Origin of the sequence: uncultured Bacteroides sp. (genome assembly GCF_949298305.1) — a bacterium.
Taxonomy (GTDB): domain Bacteria; phylum Bacteroidota; class Bacteroidia; order Bacteroidales; family Bacteroidaceae; genus Bacteroides.
The window spans coordinates 1-20,965 of sequence record NZ_CASFWU010000063.1 but is presented as its reverse complement, the minus strand read 5'-3'; the positions used below and the strand labels follow the sequence as shown (position 1 = coordinate 20,965).

Here is a 20,965-nt window from a genome sequence, read left to right as displayed (position 1 = left end):
ATGCTTACGAAGCTACGTTCTTGCTTCTTGTGAATTTCAGCCAGCGGACAAACGAGGCCGGCAGGGTGTGGCTCAGTGAGTTGAGCTGTTCGCTGCGTTTGTCTACCTTTTCGTACAGCTGTTCTGCATCCTTTTCAGACAACATGCCGTCGGCCTGCAGTTGGCGGATGTTCCTGCGTTCGTTGCAGAGCAGCATGCGGATGGCTTTTTGTGTCAGGGCATGATTGTAGGCCTTGGGAAAGTCCTTGGACAGCTTATTCAGTATCTTGTCCATGGAGTTGATGTTGTGCAGAATTTCCTCTCTCAAGGTTTTCAGCACTACTTGTTGTCCGTCGTTCAGCATTTTGGATCCCTCCAGTTCATCCAGCAGTTTCAGATCTTCTTTTTGCAGGATGATGAAGCCCCTGCCCAGGTCATATACCACTCCGATGCGTTCTTTAAAGTAGAAGCTGATCCAGGGTCCTATGCCCGGTATCTTCTGCATGCTGTCGAGAATGAAGGTGCGGTTGCAGAAGTTGAAGATAGACTTCCGATTGTCCAGTTCGCTTCCGCCGTCGTGGTCGTAGAGTTCGTCCAGCGAGTTGCTGAGCAGCATGAACGATGTCTTGGCGATGATTCCCTCGTCGTATATCTGGTGCAGGTACATTTTCTCCTTGTCCAGTATACGCAGGCGGATTTCGTTCATCACGTCGTTGGCCATGGGTGCATCTTCCTGTGTGGTAGGTTGGGCGGTAATGAATTGGCTTACCTTCTGCCAGTTGGCTCCGTTGAGGGCGTCGCGCGTTTTCAGCCGTTCAAAATAGTTCTCTGCATTCTCGTGAAGCAGGTTCTGAATCTTGCTGTCCATCATCGTGCGGGCTGTCGGAACGTTAATCAGTCCCAGCCTGTTGAGCAGCCATCGCATGGTAGTAGCGTTGATGCACAAGGTAAGTGTTACTGTACCTGCTGTGAAGAACAGTACCTGGCTGCGTATCTCTTCGGGGATGGCCGGAGTGTAGGATACCATAAGAGCCAATGTCATGCCCAAGGCGCCGCGTAGTCCTCCCCAAGTGAGGATGATGGATTCCTTCTTGTTCAGCCCGTAACCAGAGCGCTTCATGAGAGGATAGAGCATCATGATAGCGGCATATCGGAAAATGTTCAGGAAGACATAAACCAACAGCAGAATGCCGCAGTTAGCCCAGGAGAAGTCTACCTTTTCGGCAATTACAATACCCACAATGATGAATATCAATGTATTGGCAATGTAGGTGAGCAGTTCCCAGAAACTGCCCATGAAGGTGTTGACTTGTGGCTTGAGTCTGGGCTTGCCCACATAGGCAATGGTCAGCCCGAAAGCTACCAGGGCTATGACGCCCGAGATTCCCAGGTAGTATTGTGAAAGAATGAACACCAGATAGGCGGAGAGAATGATGACACTGTTTTGAATCATTTCTTCAGAATTGACGCGGGTAATGAACCAGATGACCAGCCTGGCTGCCACGAAGCCCAGAATGGCTCCTCCGGCTACGACCTGGCAGAACTCGATGACAGGTGTCATGTCGTCGCTCATGCCTGAAACGGTAATGCCGAAGAAGAGCATGAAGCAGACGATGCCGGTACCGTCGTTCAGCAGTGACTCGGCGTCTACCAGGGTGGAAAAACGCTTGCTGGTCTTCAGTTCGTGGAGCAGGGCCACTACCGCTACGGGGTCGGTAGCGCTGATCAGGGCACCGAACATCAGGGCGGCAGCCCACGTCCATTTCTCGTATCCCGGTACGAACAGGCTGATGACCATCAGCAGTGCGGCGGTGAGAATCATACAGATAATCAGTCCAGGAGCTGCCAGCAGGGTGGCGTTGGTCAGCGTTTTCTTGAAAATGTGCAGGTTCAGTTCATAGGCCGCGTCAAAAATCAGGATAGGCAGAAAAATGTAGAGTATCAGGTCGGGGTTGATGTTGGCTACGCTATCCAGCGCATTGCTGAACTTGGGCGCATTCTCGAATATACCTGTGCGATTCAGTATTCCGGCAGCCAATCCGATGGCAAACAAACCGACGGTGTAGGGAATTCGTGTCCGCTGAAACAGGGACTTGAAGATGGCCCCTACCGTCAGTCCGGCGATGGTCAGCAGCAGAGGAGCAAGGAGTGTTGTTTCTTCCATAATTTAAAAAGTTCGTTATTGGTTATGTTATCAATATATTGCATTTTTATAGATTGTCGTGTAGTGGAAAACAATATTTCAGCATTCTTGCCCGCAAAGATAGGACAATCTTATTAAAAAATGTTATCATAATCTTAAAAATATCTCTCTTGTTTTTTTATTCTCAGTATTTTAATCTTTATGGTGCGAAAATGTTCATTGGAAGATACAGATTACCATTATTTTTACCCATTCAGATGGAAAGAGTAGTTTTCATCCTAGCTTTTCTTGCGCGGAGTGATGAGTTTATGGAATAATATATGTACTTTTGCGGCACTTGTAAATATCCGGCCTATTGACGGTCGGAAAACGCGACATTAAATAATAGCAAACATAAAAACGGAAAAACAATGAGAATTTTAATCTGTATGATGACGCTGATGGCGTTTGTGATGGCAGGAACTGCCACGGCACAAGAAACGAGAAAACTTACAAAGAAAGAGAAAAAAGCATTGCAGGCCCGGGTGGACAGCCTCCAGTACGTAGAGGCAGAGCGGGCAATCAACGAAAAGGCATTTGTCCTGGAAGCCGACCGCGTGGTGTTTAAGCGTGGCCACTCTGAATATGTAAACTCGAATACCAATTTCGTATCTGTAAAAGATGACCGTGCCACGGTTCAGGTGTCGTTCAACATTCCATCGGCAGGCCCCAACGGTGTGGGAGGGGTGACCGTAGAGGGCAGTTTTTCGAAATACGACCTGAAGAAGGACAAGAAGGGAAACATTTCCCTTAAGATGAACGTAACCGGTTCGGGCATCTCTGCCAGTGTGGATATCATGCTCTATAATGGCAGCAGCAAGGCTACGGTCGACATTCTGCCCAATTTCAACTCCAACCGCATCAGTCTGGAGGGAGTGATACTTCCCTTGGCCAAGAGCCGCGTGTTCAAGGGCCGCTCTTTCTGATAGAGGATATATTTGCTGCAAAGGATTTTACCATCATTGCGCTTCTTTAGCCCCGTTTTTGTAATTCAAGCGAGGACAAGGAGTCAAAAGATGATAAAATCCTTTTTTATTGTAGACCATTATTCGGGGTTATAGATTCAATGGCCTGATTTTCTTGGATACGGGTGGACTTGCGCCTCTGGTAAACGGACTGATATGGAGCCGGAACCAAAGAGGCTCGGAGGCGACTCCAAAGAGGCTCGGAGAGGAGGTCAAAGAGGCTCGGAGGCCAATCCAAGGTTTGTCGGAGAGCAAATGCTTTCCCCTTCCGAGAGCCTACTGCATCCCTGTATCGCATTCGACGGCTGCCAGGAACTTCCGGACGGTCTCCCTCGGCATACCGCGGCGTCGGGCGTAGTCTTCCAATTGGTCTTCATTGATTTTGCCTACGGAGAAGTAGCGCGCAGCGGGGTGGGCCAGCATGAGACCGCACACCGAGGCGTGGGGCGACATGGCACCGTTCTCGGTCAGCGTGATGCCTATCTGTTTCATGTCGAGCAGAGAATCTAAGAGAAAGTTGACAGACTGGTCGGGCAGGGACGGATAGCCCACGGCCGGGCGGATGCCCTGAAACTTCTCGGCCAGCAGGTCGGGGATGGAAAGCTGTTCGTCGGGGGCATATCCCCAGGCCGTGCGGCGTACGTACTGGTGCATCTTTTCCGTGGCAGCTTCAGCCAGGCGGTCGCTCAGGGTTTGCACCAGCAGGTGTTTGTAGGGGTCGTGGGAAAAGGCCCCTTCGGCTTGGTTGCCGACGGAGGAGGCAAAGACACCCACCGTGTCGGCCACGCCCGAGGAGAGGGGACGCACGAAATCGCTCAGACAGAGGTAGGGACTGCCGTCGGCATGGAAGGTCTGTTGGCGCAGCAGAGGGAAGGTTACGTCTTCTATCAGCAGGTTGTCGCCGTCGGCATTGGCGCGGCAGAGGCGGAAGACGGACTGTACGGAGAGAACGCCGTCCAGTTGGTCCAGCATCCGTAAGGCCTCTTTGTGCAACTGCATGGCTTCGGCCGCTTTGCTCCGTTCTTCTTCGGGGAAGCCGGCCAGCCACAGGGCGCGACAGGAGTCGCAGCCGTGGAGGTGGGCAATGGTGGCATAGCGGGGCTGGAATCCCCAGGCGTGGAAGAAGTAAATCCAATTGATGTAGGGAGTCACTTCATGCAGGGAGTAGGTCAGGACGGTAGAAGGTTGGGGGTTCATGGGGTTGGTCTGATTGGTGGATGTGAAGTATTTGAAACGAGGCGAGAAGTGTATAACAACACAGATGGTACAGATTGCCACCCTCTTGTTCCCTTTTTTCTTTGCATATCACAGGAAAAAGGTCTGTGGCGGTCTGTACCATCTGCATTGTCAGTGCGGCTTGGAGGAGTCTTGATGCCTCGTCGTCACACCAGGTTGCCTATTTCGTCCAGGTTTTTCTGGATATCCTGGTCTTTCAGTTCGTAGTTCTGCAAGTCGCCGGATAGATATTTGTCATACGAAGCCATGTCGATGAGGCCGTGGCCGGAAAGGTTGAACAGGATGACTTTCTCCTCGCCCGTCTCCTTGCATTTGTTGGCCTCGCGGATGGTGGCGGCAATGGCGTGGCACGATTCGGGGGCGGGAATGATTCCTTCAACCTTGGCGAAGAGGCATCCGGCATCGAACGATTCGAGTTGCTGGATGTCTACGGCTTCCATCAGTCCGTCCTTCAGCAACTGGGAGACAATGACACCGGCGCCATGGTAGCGGAGGCCGCCTGCGTGGATGTTGGCAGGGGCAAAGTTGTGCCCCAGCGTAAACATGGGCAGCAGGGGGGTGTATCCGGCTTCGTCGCCGAAATCGTATTGGAACTTGCCTCGTGTCAGTTTGGGGCAGGATGCCGGTTCGGCAGCAATGAAGCGGGTCTTCTTGCCTTCCAGAATGTTGTGGCGCATGAAGGGGAATGCGATGCCACCGAAGTTGGAGCCGCCTCCGAAGCAGGCTATCACCATGTCGGGATATTCGCCCGCCATGGCCATCTGCTTCTCGGCTTCCTGTCCGATGACGGTCTGGTGGAGGGTGACGTGGCTCAGCACGGAGCCCAGCGTGTATTTGCAGTTGGGGGTGGTACGTGCCAGCTCGATGGCTTCAGAGATGGCTGTGCCCAACGAACCCTGATGGTTGGGATGTGCGGTCAGAATGTCCTTTCCGGCACGGGTGGACATGGAGGGGGAGGGAGTGACCTGTGCGCCGAATGTCTGCATGATGCTGCGGCGGTAGGGTTTCTGCTCGTAGCTGATTTTCACCTGATAGACGGCTGCCTCCAGTCCGAAGAGGCGTGCGGCATAGGCCAGCGAGGCTCCCCACTGTCCGGCGCCTGTTTCGGTGGTGACGTTGGTCACGCCTTCCTGCTTGCAGTAGTATGCCTGCGGGATGGCCGAGTTCAGCTTGTGTGATCCCATGGGGCTGACGCTCTCGTTCTTGAAGTAGATATGGGCAGGGGTGTCGAGTGCCTTCTCCAGTCCGTATGCACGTACCAGCGGGGTACTGCGGTAATATTTGTACATTTCCCGTACTTCTTCGGGGATTTCTATCCATGCGTCGGTCTGGTTGAGTTCTTGTCGGCACAGCTCTTCGGCAAAGATGGGGAACATGTCTTCCGCCTTAAGTGGCTGTCTCGTTGCCGGGTTCAGAGGTGGCATGGGTTTGTTAACCATGTCCGCCTGTATATTGTACCAATAGTAGGGTATCTCTTCTTCCGGCAAGATGAATCTTTTTGTCTTGTTGCTCATAGTGGCTTATAGAATGTTTAGTTTATTTAAAATGTGAAATTTCAATGGCCAAATGTACTCATTATTTTTAAATCCATATCTTTTTTTCGTTGTTTTTTGAAAATATGAGTGATTTTGTTTATGTTTGCCATTGTTTGGAAACGTCCGAAAAGAGAGAATATGAAGATTTATCATAAGTTTCTGTTGTATAAGAACAAGTGGATTCATCCTTATGTGCGGATGGTGCTTGGCGGCATGTCGGTTGTCACTTATCTGGCTTCGCTGTTGCTGATTGCAGGAGTGGTCTACGAGCATGGTTTCACCATTACTGCCGAAGAAGAGGGGCAGTTGAAAAGTCTCTACCACGGGGTCTGGCTCGTGTTTCTGGCCGATGTGACGCTCCGCATCCTTTTGGAATATAAAGATACAAGGCGTACATTCAGCAAATTGGCTTGGGTGCTTACGGCACTGCTCTATCTGACGCTGGTTCCCGTGATATTCCATCGGCCTGAAGAGGAGGGAGCTATTCTTCATTTTTGGGATTTCCTCAACGGCAAGGCCTATCACCTGTTGTTGCTCCTGTCGTTTTCACTGCTCTGCCTGTCCAACGGATTGGTGCGTTTGCTGGGAAGGCGTACCAACCCTTCACTGATTCTGGCGGTCAGTTTTCTGGTGATAATTCTGATAGGTGCCGGCCTGCTGATGCTTCCCCGCTGTACGGTGGCGGGAATTTCGTGGGTGGATTCGCTGTTCATTTCCACCAGTGCCGTGTGTGTCACCGGGCTGACTTCGGTTGATGTGGCTTCCACGTTTACGCCGGCAGGCTTTGTCGTGATTGTAATGCTCATCCAGATTGGAGGGCTGGGAGTCATGACGCTGACCAGTTTCTTTGCCATGTTCTTCATGGGCAATACGTCGCTCTACAACCAGTTGGTGGTGCGTGACATGGTCAGCTCCAATTCATTGAATTCGCTGCTCTCCACGCTGGTCTACATCTTGGGCTTTACACTGGTCATTGAGGGTATCGGGATGCTGGCCATCTGGAGCAACATTCACGGTACACTGGGAATGAGTCTGGACGAGGAACTGGCGTTCTCGGCTTTTCACTCCATCTCTGCTTTCTGCAACGCGGGCTTTTCTACCCTGCCCGGCAATTTGGGTAATCCCATGCTGATGACCGGACACAACATGTTGTACGTCTATGTTTCCTTATTGATTATTCTGGGTGGCATCGGTTTCCCCATTCTGGTGAATTTGAAGGATATTCTGTTCTTCCAATTGCGCAGGTTGTGGAAATTTGTACGCACACGCCATTGGGACGGGCGGCACTTCATCCATCAGTATAACCTGAATACCCGCATTGTATTGATTCTTACCGCCCTGTTGCTGGTGGGCGGCACGTTGCTGGTGGCGGTTTTCGAGTGGAACGGAGCCTTTGCGGGAATGTCTGTGGCTGACAAGTGGACGCAGGCCTTCTTCAACGCCGTCTGTCCGCGTACGGCCGGATTCACCAGTGTGGACCTGACGACATTGGGCGTGCAGACTATTTTGGTTTATACTTTCCTGATGTGGGTGGGTGGCAGTGCCCAGTCTACGGCTGGCGGCATCAAAGTCAATGCTTTTGCGGTGGTGGTGCTGAATCTGGTTGCTGTACTTCGGGGTACGGAACGTGTGGAGGTATTCGGTCGCGAACTGTCCTACGATTCCATCCGCCGTTCCAATGCTACGGTCGTATTATCGGTCGGCGTCTTGTTTGTCGCAGTCTTTGTGTTGAGTATGCTGGAGCCGGAGTTTTCACTCATGGCTCTTACGTTTGAGTGTGTGTCTGCCTTGGGGACGGTGGGCTCAAGCCTGAATGTGACTCCCCTGTTGGGCACTCCGGCCAAACTGTTGGTGGTAGCCTTGATGTTTGTGGGGCGTGTAGGGCTGATTACGCTGATGCTGGGCATCGTCCGTCAGAAGAAGCACACCAAGTACAGATACCCGAGCGGACAGATTATTATCAACTGAGTAGTGTAATTCCGTCGCTGTTTGGCTATTTGGTTAAATCGAACAAATAAGTAATTTTGGCGGTAATGACCCCGTGAGCAGAACGGGCGAAGTAATCTTTCTTAGTACTTTTGTAAAAGTCGGACAGGGCGTAATAATAGCGTCCTTCCAGTTGGAAGTGTCCGATTTTGGTGCGTATTTCCACACCTGCACCGCCTGCGATACCATAGTCAAACTTATTTTCCACAGGCTTTTCGTGCTGTTCGACGGTGAAGCCTGAATAGTCATCCCAATTTCCGCTCTGCGTATGGCTGTCGTTTAGAAAAAAGCCGATTTGTGGGCCGGCGTGTATGAAGAATTGGGCACCACGGTCTTTGCCGAAGGCCAGATGGGCAAGTAAAGGGACTTCTACGTAATTCATTTTGCGGGTATAATGTAAATCAGGGTAATCTTCATAAAATTCGTCCCACCCATGTTGCGAGTAGTTGATCTCAATCTGTGCCCCACAAATCATACTGAAATACTTCTCGGATATGTATCTGACGGTCAATCCTCCATTGGTACCCATGAGATTCTTTTGGCGGACAGTTGGAGAGAAGGTGACGCTGTTCAGGTTAATACCCCCGTTGATTCCGACAGATAGGTTATGTCGTTGCTCGCCTATCTGACCGTAGATGGGCATGTTACAGGCTGCCAGTAGGAGTGTGTATATGATGATTCTCAGCTTCATTGTTTTTGTTTAATAATATAAAAGGAAAGCAGATGTTTGTTGTCGTATCAGTCGAAGTCGAGCTTAAGAAGTTCATAGTTACGATTGAAACGTACAAAGAATACTTTTTTGTTGATGAATCCTCCCCAGTTGTTGACACGTTGGAATTTGAATCCAGTCTGGATGGGAGTCAGATTCATGAGTTGCTGCTTTTTCTCGAAGTCACTGCCATAGTCCGACAATCCTTTGAGAAAGTAATAGCCGGTGTCGAAGCCCAACATACCGTATTTGGGATAACGTTCTTCCATTTCTTTGCCATACCATCGGCTGTAACTGTCAGTAAACTTTTTGGCGGCAGGAAATAAGTTGTTGGTATAGAAAGAAGTATAAAAATAGGTATCCAGTTCAAAAAAGCTTTCCAAATGGTCTTTGGTATATGTCTGCCATTCGGGATAGCCAAACAAGTGTATGTTACTTTCTGGGGTGTTACGTACTAGTAGAACCAGCTGCGGAAGGAATTTAAGCAAAGCTATGTTGCTGCCCGAAGTGGGAATAAAAATATTCTCTTTGTTAGGACGGAGTGCGGTCTTCATGGATTCCATAACTGCTTTTTCAGGTAAAGTGGTCATAGGAATGGAGCGGCTGCGCAGTTCGTCTTTCAATCCTTTAATGAACTCTGCTTTTTCCTTGCTTCCATTAGTATTCTCAATGAAAATGATATTGGCATTGGGAAATTGACGCAGGAAATGATCATAAACTTCGGAATACAGGTAGGACTGTGGCGTATTTATTTGGTAAACTGACGGATTGCTATATACTGTATTGTCTTTAGAGGTGAAAGGTATGACCAATCTAATGTCGTATTTTTTAGCAAAATTTGCCAACGGCTCTATTTGTTGTTGGTGAAGAGGACCGAAGATAATATCCATGTCTTTCATTTCGCTTTTGTTAAGTATGGCGTTAATGGATGGAATGTCTGATCCCGAGTGGTAGGTGTAAAGGTCTATGGAAGTTCCGATACGTTTCAGACTGTCTACGGCCAAGAGGAAGCCTTCGTAATATTCTATCATACGTGAGGTTTCACTTTTGGTGGATCCATCTGTCAGAAATGGAAGAATGACAGCCGCTTTGATGGTATGAAAACGTTCAGTCGCTTTTTGACTTTCGCTGAACAATTCTTTATCAGTAGGAATCTTGGGGGCAGCATTGGCTTCAGCCGAAGTATCTGTTGGATAAGGGATGCAAAGCAAAGTCCCTCTTTTGATTTTATTTTCACCTTTAAGTTCTGGATTAGCAGCTATAAGTTCGGCTTCACTGATGCCATATTGGCGACTGATGCTGTATACTGTTTCTTTCCTCTTTACCTTGTGCATGTCACGGCAGCGGGACTGTACCGGTGCGGCAATCGCTTTATCAGAAGTTTGTTGTTCCGTTTCTGTTTCACTCGTAATCTTATCCGGGGCAGGAATACGGATGACTTGTCCCGTGCGGAAGTTGTCGGCACTCAGGCCGGGATTGGCGTCGCAGATGGCCTTGGCAGACACATTGTATTTTACGGTCAGGCGATAGAGAGTCTCTCCGGCTTCGATGGTGTGGAAAGTCTCTGCCTGATTTTGGGCATTGCGGGGAATGCGGAGGGTACGTCCTATGTAAATTTTGTCGTCGCTGCCGGGGTTCAGTTTGATGATTTCCGACTGGCTGACTCCATACATGCTTGCAATGGAGTAGAGGCTTTGGCCTTTTTCAACAGTATGTAATATGTAAGTCTGATTTTCTTGTGCATGGATGCCCCAGGCGTATGCGCCGGCAAGCAGGAAGGTGCAGATGAGCCGTCTGATTGTTTTCATTCAATAATGTTCCTTTAATCATTGTACATCGGTCCAGTTTCCTGTCACTCAATCCGGAAACTCGACTGTTTTCCCAAATGAGTCGCAAAGTTAAGAATATTATGCCATTTTAACCAAAGGAATGAGTTAAGAAATAATATTGCGCTTTTCAAAACCGAAATTTAGTTCATTATGACTGATATTCGGGGGGAAACCGTTATTTTTGCAAGAACGTATTTTTGAAAGATGAATTTGATAGGACATCGGTAAGTATGCAAGAAGAAACAGAATACATCAACGTGTACGGAGCACGCGTACACAACCTGAAGAATATTGATGCAGAGATACCACGCAACAGCCTGACCGTGATAACCGGACTGAGTGGAAGCGGAAAGTCGTCACTGGCGTTTGACACCATCTTTGCCGAGGGGCAACGACGCTATATAGAGACTTTCTCGGCTTACGCCCGAAACTTCCTGGGCAACTTGGAGCGGCCGGATGTGGACAAGATAACAGGACTGAGCCCGGTCATTTCCATCGAGCAGAAGACTACAAACAAAAATCCGCGCTCCACGGTGGGCACTACTACCGAGGTGTACGACTACCTGCGTCTGCTCTTTGCACGTGCCGGCGAGGCCTACTCTTACCTGTCGGGCGAGAAAATGGTGAAATATACCGAGGAACAGATTCTCGACTTGATATTGGACAACTATGCCGGCAAGCGGATTTACATCCTGGCTCCGCTGGTGCGCAGCCGTAAGGGACACTACAAGGAACTGTTCGAGCAGGTGAGGAAGAAAGGATACCTCTACGTGCGGGTGGATGGCGAGGTGAAGGAGGCCGTACCGGGAATGAAGCTGGACCGCTATAAGAACCACGATGTGGAGGTGGTGATAGACAAGCTGGTGGTGACGGACAAGGACGATGTGCGCCTGAAGGGCAGTGTGGCCACCGCCATGAGGCAGGGCGACGGCCTGCTGATGATACTCGACCAGCAGAGCGGCGAGGTGCGCCACTACAGCAAGCTGCTGATGTGTCCCGTGACGGGGCTTTCCTACCGCGAACCTGCCCCGCACAACTTCTCGTTCAATTCTCCGCAAGGAGCCTGCCCCAAGTGCAAGGGGCTGGGAGTGGTCAACCAGATAGACATAGACAAGGTCATCCCCAACCGCGAGCTTTCCCTCTACGAAGGGGCGGTGGTGCCTTTGGGAAAGTATAAGAACAGCATGATTTTCTGGCAGATTGAAGCATTGCTGGAGAAGTATGAGATGAACCTGAAGACTCCCGTGAAGGACTTGCCCGAGGACGTGATAGACGAGATACTGTATGGACGAGCCCATCAAGATAAAGAGCAGCCTCATAGGTACCTCATCGGATTACTTCGCCACCTTCGAGGGCGTGGTGAAGTACATACAGATGCTGCAGGATCGGGATGCCTCTGCCACTGCGCAGAAGTGGGCTGAGCAGTTTGCCAAGACTGCTGTCTGTCCTGAGTGTCACGGCGCCAAGCTGAACAGGGAGGCGCTTTCCTATCGTATTTATGATAAAAACATCTACGAGCTTTCCTGCATGGATATCAGCGAACTGTATGAGTGGATGGAGAACGTTACTTCCCACCTGAACAGCAAGCAACAACAGATTGCCGCAGAAATCCTGAAGGAAATACGCACCCGCCTGAAGTTCCTGTTGGACGTGGGGCTCGACTACTGTCGCTCGACCGCAGTGCGGTGAGCCTCTCGGGCGGCGAAAGCCAGCGCATCCGCCTGGCCACGCAGATAGGCTCGCAACTGGTGAACGTGCTCTACATCCTGGACGAGCCCAGCATCGGCCTGCACCAGCGGGACAACCAACGTCTGATTCACTCGCTGAAGGAACTGAGGGACATCGGAAACTCTGTCATCGTGGTGGAGCACGACAAGGACATGATGCTGGCAGCCGACTACGTGATAGACATGGGACCCAAGGCCGGCCGGCTGGGAGGCGAAGTCGTGTTCTCGGGTACACCCCGGCAGATGTTGCAGACGCACACCCTGACCTCGCAATACCTGAACGGCGAACGCGCCATCGAGGTGCCCAAGCAGCGCCGCGAGGGCAACGGGCACAGCCTCCGCCTCTACGGCGCACGAGGCAACAACCTGAAGGACGTGGACGTGGAGTTCCCCCTGGGCAAGCTCATCTGCGTGACGGGCGTGTCGGGCAGCGGCAAGTCCACCCTCATCAACGAAACCCTGCAACCCATCCTTTCCCAACGCTTCTACCGCTCCCTGCAAGACCCCTTGCCCTACGACCGCATCGAGGGCTTGGAGTATATAGATAAGGTGGTGAACGTCGACCAGTCGCCCCTGGGACGTACGCCGCGCTCCAACCCGGCTACCTATACGGGCGTGTTCAGCGACATCCGCAACCTCTTCGTGGGTTTGCCCGAGGCCAAGATGCGCGGATACAAGCCCGGCCGCTTCTCGTTCAACGTCAGCGGCGGCCGATGCGAGGCCTGCCAGGGCAACGGCTACAAGACCATTGAGATGAATTTCCTGCCCGATGTCTATGTGCCCTGCGAGGTGTGCCACGGCAAACGCTACAACCGCGAGACGTTGGAGGTGCGCTTCAAGGGCAAGTCCATTGCCGATGTGCTGGACATGACCATCAACCGCGCCGTGGAGTTTTTCGAAAACGTACCGCAGATATTGAATAAAATCAAGGTTATACAGGAAGTGGGCTTGGGTTACATCAAACTGGGACAGTCCAGCACCACGCTTTCGGGCGGCGAGAGCCAGCGCGTGAAGCTGGCCACCGAACTCTCCAAGCGCGACACGGGCAAGACGCTCTACATCCTGGACGAACCCACCACGGGCCTCCACTTCGAGGACATCCGCGTGCTGATGAGCGTGCTGAACCGCCTGGTGGACAAGGGCAACACGGTAATTGTCATCGAGCACAACCTGGACGTCATCAAGATGGCGGACTACATCATCGACATGGGACCCGAAGGCGGCAAGGGCGGGGGAATGCTCCTCTCGTGCGGCACACCCGAAGAGGTGGCGCAGAGCGACAAAGGCTATACGCCGAAGTTCCTGCGTGAAGAGCTTTTGGGGAAATCATAAATTGTTGATTGTTAGAAGAATGTGACTTTATTTTTGTTTATGGAAAATAAAGTGTTACTTTATGCGAACTAAAGTGTCACTTTATACGGACTAAAGTAACACTTTATACGGACTAAAGTAATACTTTATGCGGACTAAACCGATGGTTTAAACGGACGGAAGCTGCCTAAAGCTTCGGATATAATAAGAACGATGAAGAAAATCAATAAGACCAATGCAGCACGGCTGCTGGACAAGGCTAAGATAGCCTACGAACTCATCCCCTACGAGGTGGACGAAAACGACCTGAGCGCGGTACACGTGGCCGCCAGCCTGGGCGAAGACATCAACTGCGTGTTCAAGACCCTCATCCTGCACGGCGACAAGACGGGGCATTTTGTCTGCGTCATCCCCGGCGAGCAGGAAGTGGACCTGAAGCTGGCCGCCAAGGTGTCCGGCAACAAGAAGTGTGACCTCATCCCCGTGAAGGAGCTGCTGCCTCTGACGGGCTACATCCGTGGCGGCTGCTCGCCCATCGGGATGAAGAAACCTTTCCCGACCTATATTCATGAGACTTGCCTTCAGTTTCCTTACATCTACATCAGTGCGGGTGTGCGCGGCCTTCAGTTGAAGCTCGACCCGAAGGATTTGATTAAGGAGACGGGAGCGGAAGTTTGCCGGCTTTTTTAGGAAATGTGGTACAAAAACCCTATATTTGCGCGAAACAATTTTATTTTTTATTAATCTTAAATTCTCTACACATTATGTTTGAAGGGCAACCTAAAGGTCTTTATGCCTTGGCGCTCGCCAACACGGGCGAACGTTTCGGCTACTACACGATGCTGGCCATTTTCGTTTTGTTTCTGAAAGCCAATTTCGGCTTGTCACCCGCCATGGCCGGTACAATCTATTCTACTTTCTTAGCTTTGGTGTATTTCCTTCCGTTCATTGGCGGTATCTTGGCCGACAAGTTCGGTTACGGGAAGATGGTGAAAATCGGTATCGTGGCCATGTTTGCAGGCTATGTGCTGCTGGCACTCCCGTTGGGCACAGGCACGCTGGGCCTGATTTCCATGTTTGCGGCGCTGGTGGTCATCAGTAGCGGCACGGGTCTGTTCAAGGGCAACCTCCAGGTGATGGTGGGCAATCTCTACGATGCGCCCGAATATGCCTCCAAACGCGACTCGGCATTCAGCATCTTCTATATGGCCATCAACATCGGCGCCCTGTTCGCTCCTACGGCGGCGGTAGCCATGATGGACTATGCACAGCAGGCGTGGGGCGTCAGTGTGAACGATTCCTATCACTTTGCCTTTGCCGTGGCCTGTGTGTCGCTGATTATTTCCATGGCCATCTACTATGGCTTCCGCAGCACGTTCAAACACGTGGAAGGCAGCGGAAAGCAGGCCGGCTCCAAGCAGAACGTAGCGGCCGAAGAGCTCTCTCCGCGCGAGACGAAGGACCGCATCGTGGCTCTCTGTCTGGTGTTTGCCGTGGTCATCTTCTTCTGGATGGCCTTCCATCAGAACGGACTGACGCTGACTTACTTTGCCGACGAGTTTACGGCCAAGAGCTCTGTGGGGCTGGAGAGCATGATGTTCAGCGTATGGAACCTGGTGGCTGTCATCTTCATCGTCTATGCCCTGTTCTCCCTCTTCCAGTCAAAGACGGGCAAGGCGAAAGCCATTTCGGGTGTAGTCATCCTGTTGGCTGTTCTTTTCCTGGTTTACCAATATACAGGCATAGAGGGTGCCACGAAGGTGGATGCCCCCATCTTCCAGCAGTTCAATCCCTTCTTTGTGGTGGCTCTGACACCGGTTTCCATGGCCATCTTCGGTTCGCTGGCCCGCAAGGGTAAGGAACCTTCGGCTCCGCGCAAGATTGGTTTGGGCATGTTGGTGGCTGCTTGCGGCTACGTGCTGATGATGTTCGCTTCCTTCGGCCTGCTGACGCCTAACGCACAAGCGGCTGCTGTAGAGACCGGCACGGCTACGTTCGTATCGCCCAACTGGCTGGTGGGCACTTACCTGGTGCTGACGTTCGGCGAGCTGCTGCTTTCTCCGATGGGCATCTCCTTCGTGTCCAAGGTGGCTCCTCCCAAGTACAAAGGTATGATGATGGGTGGCTGGTTTGTGGCTACCGCCATCGGTAACTACCTGACCGCCGTTGCTGCCTGGTTGTGGGGCGACCTCAACCTGTGGATTGTATGGGGTGTCCTGATGGGCCTCTGTCTGCTGGCAGCCTTGTTCATCTTCTCGGTGATGAAGAAGCTGGAGAAGGTGGCTTAAATAGCTACGAGCTACAAGCTACAAGTGACAAGTAATAAAAGGATACGGGCTACAGGTTGCAAAGAAACATGCAACTTGTAGCCCGTACTTCTTGTAGCTCGTAGCTTGTAGCTCGTCACTCGTAGCTAAATCTCCATCCCCATGATATAGTCGTTCATATAATATCCGTTGCCGATGGGGAAGTCTCCTTCGCGTACCTTCGTCATGCCCATGTGCTGGTAGAAGCCCAGGGCGGGGTTGTGGCGGTTCACGTTGAGCTCCATGCGGCAGGGGGCGGGATGCACTTCCTTGATGTACTTCACGGCTTCGCGGAAGAGGAAGCTGCCGCAATGGGCTTTCTGGAAGTAGGGCAGTACGTAAATCTTCTGGAGGTGGAAGAGGTCTTCGCCTTCGGGCTGCACGGACACGTAGCCTGCCGCCTCGCACTCTTCGTAGGCCAGCAGATAGACGTGCCCTTCCTCTTCCATCTGCTTGCGGATGTTTTCGGGCGAGTACATCCACTCCATCATGTAGTCAATCTGTTCTTTGGTTAAAATCTCCTTGTAGGTCTCTGGGAAGACCTGCCACGCCAGCTTGTTGATGAGCTGGCAGTCGGCGGTATCTGCTTTTCGGATGGTAAACATAGTGTATTGTATGATTATGGTTTAATTTGTTTCTGGTTTATTTTCCTTCCAGGTCCACCTCGATGGCAGCCGGATAAAGGCGTAGCGGGTCGAAGAAGATGGCGCAGCTGTTTACCAGGTGTCTGAGGTCGGGTTTCACCTTTCCTTCGAAGACCTTCTTACCGTTTAATGTGAGAGTCACCTTTTGGCTCAGGTCCACCAGCTCAGGGTTGAGATAGACGGTGACTTTGCCGCGCTTGGCGGGCGTATATGACTTGGCGAACTTCAGTTCGATGCCCCACTTGGGGTCGGTCTCTGTGGTCTGATAGGTCACGTTGTCTACGTTCAGCACGATGTTGTTGCCGGTGATGTCCAGTTCGTAGCGGGTGCGCAGGTCGTTATCGGGCCGTTCGTTTACGTACAGGTTGTAGAAACCCTTGCGGTGGCGGCCGTCCATTTCATAGTCTTCCCAAAGAAAGTGTTTGGGGTAGGGGTTGCGCACGTATTTCTTCATCCAGGGCGTGGTGGGGTTGTTGTCAATGTGGTGTCCCTTGCCGGGGATGAGTTCTATCCAGTGGTTGTAGCGGTCGGGGTAAAGACGTTGCAGGCTGTCGAAGGCGGCGGCTGTGTAGCCTGTGAGCCGGTCGCGGTAGAAGCCGGTGTCTTCGGCGCCCGTTCTCAGCGAGAAGGCCAGGTTGCCGCAATTCTCGGCAGGCGCGTTTTTCAAGGGTTCTCCTCCCGCCATCGGACCTGCGGCAGCCCAGTAGTCGGCATAGAACGAAGCCAGGCGTTGGCTGCCATATCCGCCTTCGGAGATGCCGAAGACATACAGACGGTCGGGGTTCACCTCGTCGGAGAGCAGCGCCAGGCGCAGCAGTCTTTCCCAGGCAAATTGCTTGGCCTTTTGCCACCAGCGATAATAGGCACCTTCGTTGGGTATCTGCGGGATAAAATAGAGGCAAGGAGCATCGTCAAAGCCCGAGCAGAGACGGATACCGTTTTCCCATTCCTTCTCTTTGGCGCCCGAACCGTGGAGGTAGAGAAACAAGGGCAGGCCGTCCGCAGGAACATCCGTTGCTCCTTTCCGTCCCCAGTAGAAGGGCATTATGGCATCGGGTTCCAGCTCTTCGGGCAGGTGCCAACGGTCTGCCGTTTCTTTGGAGAGGGTGGCGGGTGTCGCCAGTTTCTCTTCCTGAAAGCTGTTGTTGGCTTCTTTCCACAGGAGCCATACCTCGTCCCTGTATTTTTCTGCTTCAGACAGTTTCAGCGTACGTGCATTGGCATAGTCCGTTTCTTTTCCGACAAGGCGGTCGGAAAAGAAAGCCGTGATTTCTGTCCGTACATTTTCTTTTATTTCCTGAGCCGCAACGGGCAGGAAGGCACTGCAGAAGAGAAGGGATAGCAGGCCGTATGTTCTCTTGGTTTTCATGTCAATGTCGTTTTTAGGTTTTTTCTTGCTGAAATACAGCGCAAGTTATCAAGAAATTCTTGGATGTGCAAATGTAGCCGAGCTTCTTCTTCTGTTAATAACAATTAAACATTAGGTATTATGTAATGCAAGGTACCAATATAATACATATATTTGTGCCATGCAGAATAGAATAGTGAATCAAACGTTTAAGGAGAAATGAATGTAGATAATGTGAAATCGCAGATGCGCAAGGGAATGCTGGAGTATTGCATCATGCTTCTGCTCCACAAAGAGCCTGCCTACGCTTCGGACATCATCGCAAAGCTGAAGGAAGCGCGCCTGATTGTGGTGGAAGGGACACTCTACCCCTTGCTGACGCGCCTGAAGAATGATGACTTGCTGGGTTATGAGTGGATAGAGTCCACGCAGGGGCCGCCGAGGAAGTATTACAGGCTGACGGAGAAGGGGGAGGCTTTCCTGCAGGAACTGGAAACGGCCTGGAGGGAATTGAGTGACACGGTAGACCACATCCGGAAGTATTAAAAACGGCGGATGCGCATTTCATAAGCATCCGGACTTATAAATTGGGTAAATAGATAAAAACGATTATAATCAATATAACGATGAAAAAGACTCTTACAGTAAATTTGGGTGGAACGGTTTTCCACATTGATGAAGATGCTTATCGGCTTTTGGACAATTATATAAACAATCTTAAACTCCATTTCCGCAGGGAGGCCGGTGCGGACGAGATTGTGGACGACATGGAGCGTCGCATTTCGGAACTCTTTGCAGAAAAGTTGGCGGAAGGTTCGCAGGTCATTACCATTGCGGACGTGGAGGAAGTCATTGCCCGCATGGGGAAACCCGAGGACATTGAGGCGGAAGAAGAGCAAGCTGCTTCGGATGCCGGCTCCGGCACAGGTTCCGGCCCTGCCTATGGTGGAGGAATGAAAGTGGGCCGCCGTTTCTTCCGCAATCCCGATGACAAGATGCTGGGCGGTGTGGTCAGCGGCTTGGCTGCTTATTTCGGCTGGGATGTCACCATCTGCCGGCTGGCCATGATTGTCATCCTGGTGTTCGGTTTCAAGCTGCTGATACCTGCCTATATCATCTGCTGGATTGTGGTACCCGAGGCTCGCACTGCTGCGGACAAACTGAACATGCGCGGCGAGGCCGTGACGGTGGAGAATATTGGGAAAACCGTGACAGACGGGTTTGAGAGGGTGACGACCGGAGTGAATGACTTTGTGCAGTCGGGCAAACCCCGTACCTTTCTGCAGAAGGTAGGCGATGTGCTGGTGACGGTGGCCGGGTGGATTCTGAAGCTATGCCTGATTGTGTTTGCCGTGGTATGCAGCCCGCTGTTGTTCGTTTTTGCCGTGTTGTTTGTAGCCCTGTCTTTTGCGGGCATTGTGGTGGCCATCGGAGGCGGGGCAGCCTTATTGTCCCTGTTTCCCACGGTAGATGTCATGCTTCCCACGTCTCCTCTGGCTGCCATCGTGATGTACATAGCCGGCATCCTGATGGTGGGCATCCCGTTGCTTTCCTTGGTGTTTATGGTTTGCAGACCTTTGTTCAACTGGCAACCCATGGCATCCGGCCTGAAGTGGACGCTTCTGCTGCTCTGGATTGTGAGCGCGGCCATCTTCACCATCAGCTTTGCCATCCAGGGGTTTGACTTTCCCGACCTGCTCATTTATAGATAGCGAAGGAGAGAAAAACGAATAAAAGAAGCCCGGACAAAGAAGGCAGTGGCACACTGCCAACCTCTTTGTCCGGGCTTCATTGTTCTTTCTGTCAGTACTTCAAAGGAAGTACTGCAGTACTTGTATTAAAGTACTCGAGTACTTGTATGGTAAGCATTCGAATAAATGCCCCTTTTAAACCTTGAGGTTTGGTTGTAGCTTTGCGGCAACGAATACAATCAAACCTCAATTATTATGAACAGACAAGAATTTGAAAAATTAGAATTACAGGTGCAACAAAGCGGCCTGCCGTTGAAGTCGTACCTGCAACAGATAGGTGTAAGTTATTCAACCTATCACTACTGGCATAGGAAATATTCCGTTGACAGAAACAGTATCAAACAAGAGCTGGCTCCCATCAGTTTTAAACAGTCAGTTATGGAATCTTCCCCTGAAGAACAAGTGCCGCATGGCGTGGCCGTTCTGTTTCCCAATGGTCTTCGTGCCCACTTCGGAAACGGTTCAGAAGAGATACTGATGGAACTGTTCACCAAAAGTCTTCGAAACGGCCATGTTTAACCTGAACGACACGATGCGCTACTTCCTGTGTCCGGGCAGGACAGATATGCGTAAAGGTATCAGTTCGCTTTGCGGAGTGGTACATGAGAAAATGAACAGCGAAGTGAAGAACGGTGATGTCTTCATCTTCATCGGTTCCAGCCGTAGGCTCATGAAACTGCTTCATGCCGAAGACGGAGGCATGGTGATGTATGTAAAACGCCTGGAGGCCGGTCGCTTTAAACTGCCGGAGTACGATCCCGAATCAAACAGCTATCCCATGGAATGGCGCGACCTGGTGATGATGGTCGAGGGCATTCAAGAGAATCCGGAACAGAGACTCCGACGGTTAAGGGCCGAACGTAAGGAATACCATGTATGACATGCTTTTTTGCGTGAATAAAAGTTCGGATATTGTTGTATAATTCACTGTTAATTAGTATCTTTACATCAACAACAAAGAGACAGACAATGGATGAAAAGGATATTTTACTCAAGACGATAGAGGGCTTGAATGCCTCTATAGCATCATTGTCTACTACAAATAAGAATCAATCCGAACAGATAAAGAATCTGCAGGAACGTATCAAGGAGTTGACGGCTCAGGTTGCATGGCTGAACCGTCAACTCTTTGGGCGTAAATCGGAGAAGCTTCGCATATATGATCCCAATATGCCCGACCTTTTTGCCGAAGAATTTGCCGAACTCCGGCACCAGACGGAAGAAAAGCGGGACGAGGCCGTGGAGCAGATAGAAAAGGAATCGGCTGAAGTCCGGAAGCAGAATCGTCAGAACCGCAAAATGATAGAGGACTTACCCGTATTGGAGACCGATACAATAGAACCGACAGGCGTAGACCTGTCTTTATACCGTAGAATAGGCGAAGAGATAACCAGGGTCGTCAAACACAAGCCGGGGATGCTTTACGTCAAGGAAATCATCCGTCCCAAATATGCGCT

Annotated in this window: 15 protein-coding genes and 2 pseudogenes; 10 read left to right on the top strand and 7 right to left on the bottom strand. The window is 51.2% G+C overall.

What is annotated here, in order from left to right:
- Positions 1 to 4: 4 nt before the first annotated feature.
- The gene (locus Q1Y74_RS09595) at positions 5 to 2,143 is read right to left on the bottom strand and encodes a cation:proton antiporter (protein ID WP_300814055.1); all 2,139 of its coding nucleotides are present in this window, start codon (positions 2,141 to 2,143) and stop codon (positions 5 to 7) included.
- A 389-nt stretch (positions 2,144 to 2,532) separates the two neighbouring features.
- Between Q1Y74_RS09595 and Q1Y74_RS09590 the strand changes: the two genes are divergently transcribed.
- A complete protein-coding gene (locus Q1Y74_RS09590; protein WP_300814053.1) occupies positions 2,533 to 3,087 on the top strand; it encodes a DUF4251 domain-containing protein in 555 nt (184 codons plus the stop codon).
- A 315-nt stretch (positions 3,088 to 3,402) separates the two neighbouring features.
- Here Q1Y74_RS09590 and Q1Y74_RS09585 read toward each other — a convergent pair whose 3' ends face one another.
- Together Q1Y74_RS09585 and Q1Y74_RS09580 are read right to left on the bottom strand one after the other, a co-directional pair.
- On the bottom strand, positions 3,403 to 4,323 hold the full coding sequence (locus tag Q1Y74_RS09585; RefSeq protein WP_300814061.1) for a vitamin B12 dependent-methionine synthase activation domain-containing protein: 921 nt from the start codon (positions 4,321 to 4,323) through the stop codon (positions 3,403 to 3,405).
- Between the two features lie 185 nt (positions 4,324 to 4,508).
- A complete protein-coding gene (locus tag Q1Y74_RS09580) occupies positions 4,509 to 5,876 on the bottom strand; it encodes a TrpB-like pyridoxal phosphate-dependent enzyme (RefSeq protein WP_300814052.1) in 1,368 nt (455 codons plus the stop codon).
- A gap of 159 nt (positions 5,877 to 6,035) precedes the next feature.
- Here Q1Y74_RS09580 and Q1Y74_RS09575 point away from each other — a divergent pair, with 159 nt between their 5' ends.
- The gene (locus Q1Y74_RS09575) at positions 6,036 to 7,865 is read left to right on the top strand and encodes a potassium transporter TrkG (protein ID WP_300814051.1); all 1,830 of its coding nucleotides are present in this window, start codon (positions 6,036 to 6,038) and stop codon (positions 7,863 to 7,865) included.
- A gap of 25 nt (positions 7,866 to 7,890) precedes the next feature.
- On the opposite strand, the gene Q1Y74_RS09570 is transcribed toward Q1Y74_RS09575, so the two are convergent.
- Positions 7,891 to 8,574, bottom strand: a complete 684-nt coding sequence (locus tag Q1Y74_RS09570; protein WP_300814049.1) for a porin family protein — start codon at positions 8,572 to 8,574, stop codon at positions 7,891 to 7,893.
- 47 nt (positions 8,575 to 8,621) lie between these two features.
- Positions 8,622 to 10,400, bottom strand: a complete 1,779-nt coding sequence (locus Q1Y74_RS09565; RefSeq protein WP_300814048.1) for a LysM peptidoglycan-binding domain-containing protein — start codon at positions 10,398 to 10,400, stop codon at positions 8,622 to 8,624.
- Between the two features lie 251 nt (positions 10,401 to 10,651).
- Here Q1Y74_RS09565 and uvrA point away from each other — a divergent pair.
- The 3 genes and pseudogenes from uvrA (at position 10,652) to Q1Y74_RS09550 (ending at position 15,747) form a co-directional block, all read left to right on the top strand.
- Positions 10,652 to 13,480 (top strand): annotated as a pseudogene (gene uvrA / locus Q1Y74_RS09560) (excinuclease ABC subunit UvrA).
- 192 nt (positions 13,481 to 13,672) lie between these two features.
- Positions 13,673 to 14,149, top strand: coding sequence for a Cys-tRNA(Pro) deacylase (gene ybaK, locus Q1Y74_RS09555; RefSeq protein ID WP_300814047.1), 477 nt, complete (start codon positions 13,673 to 13,675; stop codon positions 14,147 to 14,149).
- 74 nt (positions 14,150 to 14,223) lie between these two features.
- Positions 14,224 to 15,747 (top strand): peptide MFS transporter, encoded by a 1,524-nt coding sequence (locus tag Q1Y74_RS09550; RefSeq protein WP_300814046.1) that lies wholly within the window; start codon positions 14,224 to 14,226, stop codon positions 15,745 to 15,747.
- Positions 15,748 to 15,872: 125 nt separating this feature from the next.
- Here Q1Y74_RS09550 and Q1Y74_RS09545 read toward each other — a convergent pair whose 3' ends face one another.
- Together Q1Y74_RS09545 and Q1Y74_RS09540 are read right to left on the bottom strand one after the other, a co-directional pair.
- Positions 15,873 to 16,370, bottom strand: coding sequence for a GNAT family N-acetyltransferase (locus Q1Y74_RS09545; RefSeq protein ID WP_300814045.1), 498 nt, complete (start codon positions 16,368 to 16,370; stop codon positions 15,873 to 15,875).
- A 37-nt stretch (positions 16,371 to 16,407) separates the two neighbouring features.
- On the bottom strand, positions 16,408 to 17,778 hold the full coding sequence (locus tag Q1Y74_RS09540) for a hypothetical protein (RefSeq protein ID WP_300814043.1): 1,371 nt from the start codon (positions 17,776 to 17,778) through the stop codon (positions 16,408 to 16,410).
- A 198-nt stretch (positions 17,779 to 17,976) separates the two neighbouring features.
- Here Q1Y74_RS09540 and Q1Y74_RS09535 point away from each other — a divergent pair, with 198 nt between their 5' ends.
- The 5 genes and pseudogenes from Q1Y74_RS09535 to Q1Y74_RS09515 form a co-directional block, all read left to right on the top strand.
- Positions 17,977 to 18,303 carry a PadR family transcriptional regulator gene (locus Q1Y74_RS09535; RefSeq protein ID WP_300814042.1) on the top strand — a complete coding sequence of 109 codons (327 nt, stop codon included), beginning with the start codon at positions 17,977 to 17,979 and terminating at the stop codon, positions 18,301 to 18,303.
- 80 nt (positions 18,304 to 18,383) lie between these two features.
- Entirely contained in the window at positions 18,384 to 19,469 is a 1,086-nt protein-coding gene (locus Q1Y74_RS09530; protein ID WP_300814041.1) for a PspC domain-containing protein, read from the top strand.
- 234 nt (positions 19,470 to 19,703) lie between these two features.
- Entirely contained in the window at positions 19,704 to 20,027 is a 324-nt protein-coding gene (locus tag Q1Y74_RS09525) for a hypothetical protein (protein WP_300814040.1), read from the top strand.
- On the top strand, positions 20,020 to 20,388 hold the full coding sequence (gene tnpB, locus Q1Y74_RS09520; RefSeq protein ID WP_300814038.1) for an IS66 family insertion sequence element accessory protein TnpB: 369 nt from the start codon (positions 20,020 to 20,022) through the stop codon (positions 20,386 to 20,388). Before Q1Y74_RS09525 ends, tnpB begins: the two co-directional genes overlap by 8 nt.
- A gap of 89 nt (positions 20,389 to 20,477) precedes the next feature.
- Positions 20,478 to 20,965 (top strand): annotated as a pseudogene (locus Q1Y74_RS09515) (IS66 family transposase); the annotation flags it as partial.

What these genes read in the sequence shown, in the direction of transcription:
- Q1Y74_RS09550 (WP_300814046.1), top strand. Translation starts at nt 14,224, where the DNA reads ATGTTTGAAGGGCAACCTAAAGGTCTTTATGCCTTGGCGCTCGCCAAC.
- Q1Y74_RS09590 (WP_300814053.1), top strand. Translation starts at nt 2,533, where the DNA reads ATGAGAATTTTAATCTGTATGATGACGCTGATGGCGTTTGTGATGGCA.
- Q1Y74_RS09575 (WP_300814051.1), top strand. Translation starts at nt 6,036, where the DNA reads ATGAAGATTTATCATAAGTTTCTGTTGTATAAGAACAAGTGGATTCAT.
- tnpB (WP_300814038.1), top strand. Translation starts at nt 20,020, where the DNA reads ATGTTTAACCTGAACGACACGATGCGCTACTTCCTGTGTCCGGGCAGG.
- Q1Y74_RS09580 (WP_300814052.1), bottom strand. Translation starts at nt 5,876, where the DNA reads ATGAGCAACAAGACAAAAAGATTCATCTTGCCGGAAGAAGAGATACCC.
- ybaK (WP_300814047.1), top strand. Translation starts at nt 13,673, where the DNA reads ATGAAGAAAATCAATAAGACCAATGCAGCACGGCTGCTGGACAAGGCT.
- Q1Y74_RS09530 (WP_300814041.1), top strand. Translation starts at nt 18,384, where the DNA reads ATGAAAAAGACTCTTACAGTAAATTTGGGTGGAACGGTTTTCCACATT.
- Q1Y74_RS09545 (WP_300814045.1), bottom strand. Translation starts at nt 16,370, where the DNA reads ATGTTTACCATCCGAAAAGCAGATACCGCCGACTGCCAGCTCATCAAC.
- Q1Y74_RS09525 (WP_300814040.1), top strand. Translation starts at nt 19,704, where the DNA reads ATGAACAGACAAGAATTTGAAAAATTAGAATTACAGGTGCAACAAAGC.
- Q1Y74_RS09565 (WP_300814048.1), bottom strand. Translation starts at nt 10,400, where the DNA reads ATGAAAACAATCAGACGGCTCATCTGCACCTTCCTGCTTGCCGGCGCA.
- Q1Y74_RS09595 (WP_300814055.1), bottom strand. Translation starts at nt 2,143, where the DNA reads ATGGAAGAAACAACACTCCTTGCTCCTCTGCTGCTGACCATCGCCGGA.
- Q1Y74_RS09570 (WP_300814049.1), bottom strand. Translation starts at nt 8,574, where the DNA reads ATGAAGCTGAGAATCATCATATACACACTCCTACTGGCAGCCTGTAAC.
- Q1Y74_RS09535 (WP_300814042.1), top strand. Translation starts at nt 17,977, where the DNA reads ATGAATGTAGATAATGTGAAATCGCAGATGCGCAAGGGAATGCTGGAG.
- Q1Y74_RS09585 (WP_300814061.1), bottom strand. Translation starts at nt 4,323, where the DNA reads ATGAACCCCCAACCTTCTACCGTCCTGACCTACTCCCTGCATGAAGTG.
- Q1Y74_RS09540 (WP_300814043.1), bottom strand. Translation starts at nt 17,778, where the DNA reads ATGAAAACCAAGAGAACATACGGCCTGCTATCCCTTCTCTTCTGCAGT.